Source organism: Dysgonomonas sp. GY75, from assembly GCF_015234155.1.
Taxonomy (GTDB): domain Bacteria; phylum Bacteroidota; class Bacteroidia; order Bacteroidales; family Dysgonomonadaceae; genus Dysgonomonas; species Dysgonomonas gadei.
Window position 1 is genome coordinate 25770 of record NZ_JADCLQ010000052.1, and the last position, 12713, is coordinate 38482.

Here is a 12713-nt window from a genome sequence, read left to right on the forward strand (position 1 = left end):
TTTTAATGATTTAAAATAGCACATCAGATATTTATTTTGTACTTTTGCAGCGCGAAAGCGAAACGCATATGAAAATCAACTTAATAACTTATATAAATCATACATTTTAAAAAACAATGGCTTTAAAATTTATGACTGCTGAAGAGGCAGCCGCACTTATCAACAACAACGACAATGTGGGATTTAGCGGTTTTACGCATGCAGGATGTCCCAAAGTAGTACCCGGATTTATCGCAAAACGCGCCGAAGAGGAACATGCAAAGGGCAATCCTTTCAAAATAAATGTGTTCACCGGAGCATCCACAGGAGATAAGTTAGACGGGGTCTTAACCAGGGCGAAAGCTATCAATTTCCGCGCACCTTATCAAACAAACAAGAGTATGCGTGAAGCTATCAACAACGGGGAAATCAAATATTGTGATTTACACCTTTCAACGATGGCTCAGGATATCCGTTACGGGTATTATGGAAAGATAGACTATGCTATCGTAGAAGCATGTGAAGTTACAGAGAACGGTGAAATAGTTCCTACATGTGGTGTTGGTATCTCTCCTACAGTTAGCCGTTTGGCAAAAAAAGTCATTGTAGAATTAAATGAATGGAATCCGAAGGCAATGCGTGGGATGCATGATATTCCTGAGCCTCAGGACCCGCCCACACGTGAAGATATTCCAGTATACGGAGTACATGACCGCGTAGGTAAAGACCATATAAAAGTAGATCCTGATAAAATAATCGTTGTAAGAACCAACGAACCGAATGAAGGTAGCGGCTTTGCTCCGGTAGATGAAGTAACTGCAAAAATCGGAGAAAATGTAGCTAATTTCTTTATTAAGGAAATGGCTGAAGGCCGTATGCCGAAAACCTTCCTGCCTGTACAGTCAGGTGTGGGTAATATAGCCAATGCTGTACTTGCTGCTATGGGAGAAAGTAAGGAAATTCCTGATTTTGATGTTTATACCGAGGTTATTCAGGACGCTGTTATCGGCCTTATGGAATCGGGACGTGTAAAATTTGCAAGCGGCTGTTCATTAACAGTAAGTAATCCTTGTATCGAGCATATATATCAGAATCTGGACTTCTTCAAGGAAAGGATCGTGTTGCGTCCATCCGAATATTCAAACAATCCCGAAGTAGTTCGCCGTCTGGGTGTTATTGCCATCAATACAGCTATTGAAGCGGATATTTACGGTAATATTAACTCAACCCATGTGATGGGTACCAAGATGATGAATGGTATCGGAGGTTCTGGAGACTTTACCCGTAGCGCATACGTGTCTATATTTGTTACGCCATCTGTGGCAAAAGACGGAAAGATAAGTTCTTTTGTGCCGATGGTTGCACATCAGGATCATAGTGAACACTCGGTGAAAGTAATCATATCTGAATATGGTGTGGCCGATCTTCGTGGCAAATGCCCTGAAGAACGTGCGCAGGAAATCATTAATAACTGTGTACATCCGGATTACCGTCCTCTATTGCAGGAATATATTAAGAATGCACCTAAGGGACAAACAAGATTCGATATGTATAATGCCTTTGCTTTTCACGAGGCATTCCAGGAAACAGGCAATATGAAAAACGTTACCTGGAGAAAACCAAAGAACGCTTAACACATATATATTAAACATTATAACTGAGAAAACCTTTCGATTGTCAATCGAAAGGTTTTTCTTTGTATTATATATTAGCTACATTTCAACTATTCATTATTTCCTTAATTAAGTAATTTATGAAATACGCGAAACTTTTTTTTACATCTATTATCTTTTTTATCTTAATAAATACATCTTTCTTTATCAGTGGTTTATTGGGTTTTCTTGCGCTACCCTGTGCGGTATTGATGTTTGTACTTTTCTTGGTTCTTTTTGGTTATTGCTGTTATTATGTAGTGTTGATGATAAAAGAGAGATTTCAGGATAAATACAGAAATATACTAGTTGTCACCCTTGTCATAGTATTAGGCCTGACAGTATATAAGCCCGAAGGCCTGTTGAGCTATGAGCTTCTTAATGGCAAGAGAGTGATGTATGCTTTTAGCGAAGGTGCAGCAAACTGTACAACAAATTTAAATCTGTATCCCAATAATATATTTACCTTTACTGATATTTGTTTTGGTGTTTATACGACTTTAGGGAAATATAGCATCAATAGTGATACTATATTCTTTGAGAAAATATATATAGATAAGCGGGACGATTTTTATGAATATGCTGTTTATTCAGATGTTGAACATTATTATTTGAAAGGGAAAGATGGTGTATTACAGCTTTACCGTAAACAAACAGATACAGTACCGGCTTATGTATTGTCTGTTTTGAACAAATCAATATTCAAATGAGTTTATGTATTTCATTTTTCAATCCCTTATAAAAACTAAACTTACTTCATTATCTTTGCATCATTCTTTTAGTAAAAAAATGAAATAGAATGACTGTTCTCTACGAAGATAACCATATTATAATTGTCAATAAGACTGTATCGGAAATCGTACAGGGGGATAAGACGGGTGATAAGCCACTTTCGGAAATCGTGAAAGAATACCTGAAAGAGAAGTACAATAAGCCGGGAAATGTTTTTTGTGGTGTTACCCACCGCCTGGATCGCCCAACGAGCGGTATCGTGGTTTTTTCCAAAACAAGCAAGGCTTTACCCCGCTTAAATGACATGTTTAAGAATAAGGAAATAAGTAAGACATACTGGGCCGTTGTAAAGAATGCTCCCAAACAGCCGGAGGGGACATTGAAGCATTATCTGGTGCGGAATGAAAAACAAAATAAATCATACGCTTATGATACGGAGAAGCCGAATTCGAAGTTGGCCATATTACATTATAAACTTATTGCCCGTTCAGATAAATACAGCTTACTCGAAATAGACCTGGAGACAGGTCGCCATCATCAGATACGTTGCCAGCTGGCAAAAATCGGCAGCCCGATAAAAGGGGATTTGAAGTATGGTGCGGAGCGTTCCAATCCCGATGGCGGTATCAGTCTGCATGCACGTAAGATATCCTTTATTCATCCGGTATCGAAAGAATTAATAGAGGTTACTGCGCCTGTTCCGGAAGATAATTTGTGGCAGGCTTTGGAGGCTATTGTGAAATAGAATATATTATCTTTGCTCAAATTTTAATTTTGTTATGACTATAATTGATCTAATATCGTCAGCGTTAAGCATAAAAGCTTCACAAATCGAAAAAACAATAGGTTTACTGGATTCGGGTGCTACTATTCCTTTTATCAGCCGTTACCGTAAAGAAGTCACAGGGGGATTGGATGAGGTTCAGATAGGAGCTATAAAAGAGCAAAATGACAAGCTCAATGAACTCGTAAAGCGCCGTGAGACAATCCTGAAATCGATAGAAGAGCAGGAGAAACTGACGCCTGAACTGAAAACGCGTATCGAAAACTGTTGGAACAGTTCGGAACTCGAAGATATCTATCTTCCTTATAAACCCAAACGTCAGACGCGTGCCGAAATAGCCCGTAAAAAGGGATTGGAGCCGCTTGCAAAATTGATTATGGCGCAACACCCGATGGATGTGGAAGGGAAAGCCCTCTCATTCGTAAAAGATGATGTAAAAGATACGAAAGACGCTATTGCCGGAGCATGCGATATTATTGCCGAATGGATAAATGAAGATGAATATGCCCGTAATACTATTCGCAATCTTTTTGAAAGGGAGGCTGTTATTACCGCCAAGGTAGTGAAGGGGAAAGAAGAGGAAGGGGATAAATACCGTGATTACTTCGACTTCTCTGAAAAATTGAGTAAGGCTTCATCCCACCGCATACTGGCAATACGCCGCGGGGAATCGGAAGGTTTTCTCCGTGTAAATATTGCACCGGATGAAGACACGGCGCTGGAAAGATTGGACAAGCGCTTTATTAAAGGAGATAATGACAATGAAGCCACTAACTATGTGGCTGATGCTATAGAAGACTCATACAAACGATTATTGAAACCATCCATAGAAACGGAGTTTTCGGCTTTGTCGAAACAAAAGGCGGATGAGGAGGCCATACGTGTATTCATTGAGAATCTTCGTCAACTTCTGTTAGCTCCACCATTGGGCCAGAAGAGAGTATTGGGTATCGATCCCGGATACCGTACAGGATGCAAACTTGTGTGTCTCGACGCGGAAGGAAACTTGTTGCATAATGAGACTATTTATCCGCATCCACCGCAAAATGAGACGTCCAAGGCCGGCAATAAAGTGGTGAAGTTGGTGTCTACATATAATATAGACGCTATTGCTATCGGGAATGGTACTGCCAGCCGCGAAACGGAGCGTTTTATTACCAACCTCCGCTACGAAAAGGAAGTGAAAGTATTCGTTGTGAGTGAGAATGGGGCATCGATCTATTCTGCGTCCAAGATTGCCCGTGAAGAATTTCCTGATTATGATGTGACAGTCAGGGGGGCGGTGTCTATTGGTCGTCGTCTGATGGACCCGTTGGCCGAATTGGTGAAGATAGATCCGAAATCGATCGGGGTAGGGCAGTACCAGCATGATGTAGATCAGACAAAATTGAAAAATTCCCTTGATCTTACCGTCGAAAGTTGCGTGAATCTCGTTGGTGTAAATGTAAATACTGCAAGTAAACACCTGTTGACTTACGTGTCAGGCTTAGGGCCTGTATTAGCACAGAATATAGTTGATTATCGTGCGGCACACGGCGCATTCAAGTCCCGAAAAGAACTGATGAAAGTAGCACGTATGGGCGAAAAGGCGTTTGAACAATGTGCAGGTTTTCTTCGCATTGCCGAAGCTGTGAACCCGTTGGATAATTCTGCCGTACATCCCGAAAGTTATCATGTAGTAGAGAAAATGGCTAAAGATCTGAAGTGTACTGTTTCAGAATTGATCCGGAATAAAGAATTGAAAAAATCGCTCGACCTCAAGTCGTATATAACGGACACGGTCGGATTGCCTACGCTGAACGATATAATGGAAGAACTGGATAAACCGGGACGTGACCCGCGTAAAGGAATTAAGATGTTTGAATTCGATCCTAATATCCGTACTATCGATGACCTGCGTGAAGGTATGATTCTTCCCGGAATCGTTACCAATATCACAAACTTTGGTTGCTTTGTGGATGTGGGTATCAAAGAGAACGGACTGGTACATATTTCGGAAATAGCAGACCGTTTCGTTTCCGACCCTACCGAAGTGGTGTCTCTCCATCAACATGTGGAGGTAAAAGTATTGTCTGTTGATACGGCACGGAAACGGGTGCAGTTATCGATGAAGAAATAAAAAGAAGCGCAACTCATCGAGTTGCGCCTTCCCTTTTACTTCATATTATATTACATCTTCAACTTAAATACGATTGGCATTGTAAAGTAAACCGGAACGGCTACTCCGTTATTCTTACCCGGTATCCATCTTGGCATGCTTTTCAGAACTCTTATAGCTTCCTTGTCGCAAGTCGGGCTGATTCCTTTCAGTAGTTGGATGTCTGTAATGTCTCCGGTCTTGCTTACCACGAATCTTACAGTGACCTTTCCTTGTATTCCCATTTCCTGATCCACAGCCGGATATCTGATATTATCATATATATATTTATACATATCTGCTTCTCCTCCAGGGAACTGAGGCATAAATTGAGCACTTACGAATACTTCGGGTTCTTTAGAGGCGGCTCCACCTTTTCCATCTCCGACAACATTGGTTTCAAATTCTTTGCGTACAGCTTCTTTGTGGTCAGAACCATCATCTTCTACTTCAAAGCCACCGATCTCCCTTTTATCTGTAGTTAGGTCACTCATATTGGCCATCTCAGTGTCATCGGGGGCATCTTCGTTCTTTACAATTGTAGGCGGGGCAAATTTTTGCATCGGAAGGAATTTCGGAGGTTCCGGAATTTCAGGTTTAATCACCTCAGGCTCCGGTAATTTGTTATCCACCTCAATCACCGACGTAGTGTATATGTCATCTACACCACCTGTATGATTTTTTGCAGTTGCAGCACTGATTGTGCTGATGATTGCCGGCAGACAGGAGACAAAAGCCGCAAATAATACCACTACGCCGAATGCGATCAGGTGTCTCTTGGTAGAGGATTGGCGTAATTCAAATGCACCGTATGATTTATTTTTACCTTCAAAAATAATATCACACCATTCTGCGGAATTTAAGTTAACTAAGTTTTTCATAACTGTAAGTTTTATATGTTATTAATTATTCCCCTTTTGTACCTAATAGATATTTAAAAGCCTTAAATTCCATAAAAGGGTATAAAAATTTTTGAAAATAATCCCGGAAAGATTATCTACTTCTTATATATAGTGGTATAGCTGAAATTTGCATACATGATATATTGAAAACTTTATCTATGTATATAGCTGATAGCTTTTAGCTGTCAGCTTATAGCTCTTTGAAGTATTGGGATAAGTAAGTGATGAGTAATGAGTAATAAGTTGAAAGTTATACGAGATACGAGTAGACAAGATACGAGGAATAGGGCAAACGCATCAAAATTCATAAAGCTGTTTTTCAGCCTCATGTAGTGGCGTATTGCATACGCCCAATTGTGATATTTTGCTATGCGGGCGTATGCAATACGCCCCTACAGGCCTTCGATAGAAGTTGAACAATTTGATGCGTTTGCCCTAATACGAGGTACGAGTTGTTAACTGTTTACTGAAATAAGTGTTACCTTTGTACTTCTTAACTATACATGGTTAACGAATCTAAAAATGACAAGTTAAAAATAGAGAAAAACTGTCAGATATGTCAGGTTTTAACTAAATGTAATTAATAAATGTGAATGTTATAATGGGGGTGGACTTTGCGGCTAAGCCTCTTTGCGTGGGAATACGGCTAATAGTAAATCCTCTGGTGCGATAGGCTATGCTAATAGCTATTAGCTAAAAGCTGAAATATGTGTAACCTTTGTTACTTTTTAACAGTTACTCCACTCTATCACAATTCGAGAAAAAACATTGTTGACTGATGGCTGCTAACAGGCAAGCCAATTATTAATTGTTCATTTTTAATTATTAATTGTTTTCCGTTACTTCTGTTACTTTTTGACTATGCATGGTTAATAAATGTGAAAATATTATATGCGAGACTAACTCTATGGTTTGATGCACAAAACGGACAACTCTTTTTACTATTTTTAGTCATTATTTTTTATTTATCCATTCTTAAAATGCTACATTTGTGGCTTTAATTAAAGGAACGAAAAGTATATGTCCAATTCCGTAGTTATAATACCCACTTACAATGAGAAAGAGAATATAGAGGCTATAATCAGAACTGTATTTGATTTGCCCCGCATGTTCGATATTCTTGTTATAGATGACGCTTCACCTGATGGTACAGCAGATATTGTGAAAAAACTTCAATCCGAGTTCCCGGAACGGCTGAATATAATACAACGGGCAGGTAAATTGGGACTGGGTACTGCATATATTGCAGGATTCCGCTGGGTATTGGAACGTTCATATGAATATGTATTCGAAATGGATGCAGATTTTTCGCATAATCCGAACGACTTGTTACGCTTGTATGATGCATGTGCTAACGAAGGTGCTGATTTGTCGGTAGGTTCGCGTTACTATAGCGGGGTGAATGTTGTGAACTGGCCGATGGGACGGGTACTGATGTCTTATTTTGCCTCTAAGTATGTGCGCTTTATTACGGGAATGAAAGTACATGATGCGACAGCTGGATTCGTATGTTATAAGCGGAATGTATTGGAAGTTATTGACTTGGATAATATACGTTTCAAGGGATATGCATTTCAGGTAGAGATGAAGTATACGGCTTATTGTCTGGGGTTTGATATAAAAGAAGTATCTATCGTATTTGTTAACCGGATGCTGGGAACTTCCAAGATGAATTCCGGTATTTTTGCAGAAGGAGTTTTCGGTGTATTGACTATGAGATTCAGGCAATTATTCGGAGGAATAAAGAAGAAACAATAAATCTTGTGTATCTTTGCCGTTTAAGGTCTCAGACCTATTTATTACTTTTGTATCTGCAACTACAATAGTTAGTTATAACTAAATAATATTATATTACATACTTGTTTTGCTTATTTTCTTTAAGATGATATAAATGAAAATTATCTGTGTAGGTCTTAATTATCAGACACATAATAAGGAGATGGGTCGTGCGTTGTCTGATAAAGACGATGATCCTGTTCTCTTTATGAAACCCGATACAGCTTTGCTATCAGGTGATAAGAACCGTTTTTATATACCCGATTTTTCATCGGATATCCATTACGAAACCGAGTTGGTAGTCCGTATCGATAAAATGGGTAAGAATATTGCCGAACGTTTCGCGTATCGTTATTATAATGAAATAACACTGGGCATAGACTTTACGGCACGTGACATACAAGCCGGATTAAAGCAAAGAAGCCAGCCATGGGAAATATCAAAGGCTTTTGACAATTCCGCGGCAGTAGGTAGTTTTGTTCCGAAGGAAAAGTACGGAAAGAGTATTCAGGAACTGAGCTTCATGCTCAGAATAGATGATAAAGTTGTTCAGTCGGCAAATACGGATGAGATGCTTCATCCGGTGGATAAGATTATAGCTTTTGCAAGCCGTTTCTTTACATTAAAGACCGGCGACCTCATATTTACCGGTACGCCCGCGGGAGTGGGGAAAGTTGAAATAGGGAATAATCTGAAAGGTATTCTGGAGGGAGATGAACTATTGGAATTACATATTTGTTAGAATAGTATGTTAAAATTTGAAATAAAAATAATAAAATAGATAAATTATAGTTATAATTATAACTGAAGAATGTACAAACTATAAACATCCTTAACCAAGTTAATTTAATTACATAAAATAAATAGTGGAATAAATGAAGAATTTCTTAAAAAAAGCCTTGCTGCTAAATGCTTTTGCACTCACTACATTTAGCATGGTTGCTCAGGAAGATATCAATCCGATTCTGACCGCGATACCGTCTTTATCTATTGCCCCCGATGCTCGTGGCGGCGGTATGGGAGACGCCGGAGTAGCTACCGCGCCCGATGTATATTCACAACACTGGAATCCTGCAAAATATGCTTTTTCGCCAAGTAAGGCGGGATTCGGATTATCATATACACCCTGGTTGAGAAAGATTATCAATGATATAGCGCTGGTTTATGGCGTGGGATATTATAAGCTTGGTAATGAAAATAATCAGGCATTGAGCGCCTCGGTACGTTACTTCTCCGTAGGTAATGTCAGTATCGCCAATGAAGCGGGTTGGACGGGACAAACGCTGAGCCCTCACGAACTGGCTGTCGATTTAGGCTATTCTCGTAAACTGACAGAAACGTTTTCCGGCTCAGTAACAGTACGTTATATCCGCGCCGACTATTCGGGCGCGGATGAAGAAACAACTCCGGGTAATGCATGGGCCGCAGACGTAGCAGGTTATAACGAGTCGTATATAAACATAGGGCAATCGGAAAGCTTATTAAGCTTCGGTTTTAATATATCTAACATAGGCACAAAGATAGCGACAACAGGCGGAGACAGGGATCAGTTCCTGCCTACAAACCTGCGCTTGGGAGCTTCGTTGATGTACCCTATGAACGATGTAAGTACATTGTCTTTCAGCGTGGACGTCAATAAGTTGCTGGTTCCTACTCCTCCTGTGCCGGAAGAAGATGAAAGCATCAACGATTACAGGAAACGAGTGGAAGACTATCAGAATATCAGTTCCATATCCGGTATTTTCAAATCATTTGGAGATGCTCCCGGCGGATTTTCGGAAGAACTGAAAGAAATAATGTGGTCGCTGGGCGCTGAATATGACTATGATAACAAGTTCCGCCTTCGTACCGGTTATTTCCATGAAAACAAAATGAAAGGTAACCGCCAGTATTTGTCGTTCGGGGCAGGGTTCAAGCTGACAGCTTTCCAGTTGGATGTCGCTTACATGCTTGCTACTGCTCAACAAAACCCGTTGGACCAAACGCTTCGTTTCTCTTTGGCATTCGACATCGACGGAATGAGAAACTTATTCAGATAAAACTTAATTAGCATATCAGTAAATTGGCTCCGCCGAACGTTGTTTCGGAAATTGGCAAATGGCGCAAGCGGCTGGTAATACAAATAGTTATTGAATTTACTAATATGCTAATGTGCTAATTCTCAAATTAAATATAATGAAAATACGTGTGGGATTTGGTTATGATGTGCATCGTCTGGCTGATAATCGTGAATTATGGCTCGGAGGTGTGAAGATCGACCATACTCAGGGACTTATGGGACACTCTGATGCTGATGTCCTGATACATGCAATATGTGATGCTTTGTTAGGTGCGGCAAATCTGCGCGATATAGGTTTTCACTTTCCCGATACTGCGGGAGAATATAAAGATATAGACAGTAAGATATTACTGGCTAAAACTTTGGAGGTGCTAACGGAGAACGGATACAGGATAGGTAATATAGATGCCACTATCTGTGCCGAACGCCCTAAAATAAACCCGCATATACCTCAGATGCAAAAGGTGATGGCAGAGATACTCGAAATCTCTGAAGAAGATATTTCTATTAAGGCTACCACATCCGAAAAAATGGGATTTGTAGGCCGTGAAGAAGGCTTTGCCGCATATGCCGTGGCTTTAATAGAAAATAAGTGATAGTTAAACACAGTGTAAAATGAGTGTGAAACCTGTAATAGAGTTAACTGCTGACGGGTCTCACACTCTTTTTATGCCCGGACTGAATGAACATTATCATTCGGTAAACGGGGCTATACAAGAATCTACACATGTCTTTATAGAAGCCGGATTTAAGCATTGCAGTAAAGAGACAATACATATATTCGAAGTCGGTTTCGGTACGGGACTGAATGCTTTCCTTACATTACTCGAAAGTAGAAAGACAGGACGTATTATCTACTATACAAGCATAGAGGCTTATCCTTTATCCGATAATATTATTAAAGATTTGAATTATCCTGAAAAGTATTTATCTATAGAGCAGGATATGTATTATAAGTTGCATAGTGCCGAATGGGAAAAAGAATCGGAAATAACCGGTAATTTTTTTCTTACAAAAATAAAAGCGGACTTTACAAATTTCGATTTCTCGAAAATAAAAGGAAATGTAGATATTATCTACTTTGATGCCTTCGCCCCCGATAAACAGTCCGATATGTGGACGCAGGAAATCTTTGATAAATTGTATGCTATATCAGGCAATGGATGTATACTAGTCACTTATTGTGCCAAAGGAATAGTGCGCCGGATGATGCAGCAGGCCGGCTATACAACGGAACGGTTACCCGGGCCTCCGGGAAAACGGGAGATGCTGCGGGCGACGAAGAATAGTTAAGTGCTTCTATGATTTTTTACTTCTGATAAAAGTTATCTATATTTGTACTTCCAAAATTTAGAGTGAAAATTTAATGAAAATAGGCAATGTAAACTTTTCTGAAAACCCGGTGTTTCTTGCTCCTATGGAGGATGTTACCGATATGGGTTTCAGATTGATGTGTAAACGTTTTGGCGCGGATATGGTATATACCGAATTTGTATCCAGCGACGCTCTTATACGTCATGTAAACAAAACACAGGCAAAACTGACCATCAGCGAAGAAGAACGTCCCGTGGCTATCCAGATATACGGGCGTGAAGTGGATGCGATGGTAGAGGCTGCGAAAATATGTGAAGAAGCCAGTCCCGACATCTTGGACATAAACTTCGGTTGTCCAGTGAAGAAAGTGGCAGGGAAAGGTGCGGGGTCAGGCATGATGCGCACACCCGAACTGATGGTGGAGATTACTGCTGCCGTTGTGAAAGCTGTAAATATTCCCGTGACAGTGAAAACCCGTCTGGGATGGGATAATGATTCGAAAATAATTGTAGAACTGGCCGAGCAACTACAGGATACAGGTATACAGGCATTAACATTGCATGGGCGTACTCGTGCCCAGATGTATTCAGGAGAAGCTGATTGGTCACTGATTGGCGCCGTAAAGAATAATCCACGCATGCATATCCCGATTATTGGTAATGGGGATGTGACTACTCCCGAAATCTGTAAACGACGTTTTGACGAAACAGGTGTGGATGCTGTAATGATTGGGCGGGGGAGTATCGGTGGTCCCTGGATATTTGAAGAGGTGAAGCATTATCTGGCTACAGGAGAACTTATGCCAAAGAAGGAGTTTACATGGTATCTCGATGTTTTGAAAGATTTGGTACGGAAGAATATAGCCCATTCCGGCGAGAGAGGCGGGATCATACATAGCCGCCGTCATCTGGCGGGAAGTCCGGTATTTAAAGGTATTCCCGATTTTAAGAAAATACGGGTGTCTATGCTCCGAACCGAATCTGTGGATGACTTATTTGCTATAATCGATAATATACCGGCAATGATCTGAACTTATAACAGGATAAACGAAATTAGTTTTTTTGAAAAAGTTTATCTATGTATAGATAGCTTTTAGCCGTTAGCTTTTAGCCGTTAGCTCTTTGATATATTTTTTTAAGTATTAAGTTTTAAGTAATAAGTAAAAAGTTCGTTAGTTTACATACGCTTCGCTCCTGTTACCGTTGGTTGTCAGATTTTCATATAGTGTCCTTTGTGTAAATCTTTGTGTTCCTTGTGGTAAAAAATTTTAACCACTAAGTACACGAAGGGAATCACAAAGGACACAAAGGTTGAAAAACTGTAACCTTTGTTACCTTTTTGCGTCTTCGCGAGAAATTTTTAACCACAGAGTAAACAG

The 12713-nt window shown here is 40.0% G+C and carries 11 protein-coding genes; 10 read left to right on the top strand and 1 reads right to left on the bottom strand.

All coding sequences use genetic code 11. From position 1 onward, the window contains the following. The first annotated feature begins 116 nt into the window (after window positions 1–116). From IR083_RS19525 to IR083_RS19540, 4 genes are all read left to right on the top strand, one after another. Window positions 117–1613: an acetyl-CoA hydrolase/transferase family protein gene (locus IR083_RS19525; protein ID WP_006800352.1), complete on the top strand. Its 1497-nt coding sequence runs from the start codon at window positions 117–119 to the stop codon at window positions 1611–1613. 284 nt (window positions 1614–1897) lie between these two features. Beyond that, entirely contained in the window at window positions 1898–2341 is a 444-nt protein-coding gene (locus IR083_RS19530; RefSeq protein WP_194225562.1) for a hypothetical protein, read from the top strand. Window positions 2342–2430: 89 nt separating this feature from the next. Beyond that, window positions 2431–3108, top strand: coding sequence for an RluA family pseudouridine synthase (locus IR083_RS19535; RefSeq protein ID WP_006800350.1), 678 nt, complete (start codon window positions 2431–2433; stop codon window positions 3106–3108). Between the two features lie 34 nt (window positions 3109–3142). Then, the gene (locus tag IR083_RS19540; RefSeq protein ID WP_006800349.1) at window positions 3143–5266 is read left to right on the top strand and encodes a Tex family protein; all 2124 of its coding nucleotides are present in this window, start codon (window positions 3143–3145) and stop codon (window positions 5264–5266) included. A gap of 50 nt (window positions 5267–5316) precedes the next feature. On the opposite strand, the gene IR083_RS19545 is transcribed toward IR083_RS19540, so the two are convergent. Further along, window positions 5317–6165, bottom strand: a complete 849-nt coding sequence (locus tag IR083_RS19545; protein WP_194225563.1) for an energy transducer TonB — start codon at window positions 6163–6165, stop codon at window positions 5317–5319. Between the two features lie 1041 nt (window positions 6166–7206). On the opposite strand from IR083_RS19545, the gene IR083_RS19550 reads away from it, so the two are divergent. From IR083_RS19550 to dusB, 6 genes are all read left to right on the top strand, one after another. Beyond that, complete coding sequence (locus tag IR083_RS19550) at window positions 7207–7944, top strand: polyprenol monophosphomannose synthase (protein WP_194225564.1); 738 nt, start codon at window positions 7207–7209, stop codon at window positions 7942–7944. A 133-nt stretch (window positions 7945–8077) separates the two neighbouring features. Continuing rightward, entirely contained in the window at window positions 8078–8704 is a 627-nt protein-coding gene (locus IR083_RS19555) for a fumarylacetoacetate hydrolase family protein (protein WP_194225565.1), read from the top strand. A gap of 133 nt (window positions 8705–8837) precedes the next feature. Beyond that, window positions 8838–10001, top strand: a complete 1164-nt coding sequence (gene porV / locus IR083_RS19560) for a type IX secretion system outer membrane channel protein PorV (RefSeq protein ID WP_194225566.1) — start codon at window positions 8838–8840, stop codon at window positions 9999–10001. 136 nt (window positions 10002–10137) lie between these two features. After that, window positions 10138–10617, top strand: a complete 480-nt coding sequence (ispF, locus tag IR083_RS19565) for a 2-C-methyl-D-erythritol 2,4-cyclodiphosphate synthase (RefSeq protein ID WP_006801441.1) — start codon at window positions 10138–10140, stop codon at window positions 10615–10617. Between the two features lie 19 nt (window positions 10618–10636). Continuing rightward, on the top strand, window positions 10637–11314 hold the full coding sequence (gene mnmD / locus IR083_RS19570; RefSeq protein ID WP_006801442.1) for a tRNA (5-methylaminomethyl-2-thiouridine)(34)-methyltransferase MnmD: 678 nt from the start codon (window positions 10637–10639) through the stop codon (window positions 11312–11314). Between the two features lie 73 nt (window positions 11315–11387). Further along, entirely contained in the window at window positions 11388–12365 is a 978-nt protein-coding gene (gene dusB, locus IR083_RS19575; RefSeq protein WP_194225567.1) for a tRNA dihydrouridine synthase DusB, read from the top strand. The last annotated feature ends 348 nt before the right edge of the window (window positions 12366–12713 follow it).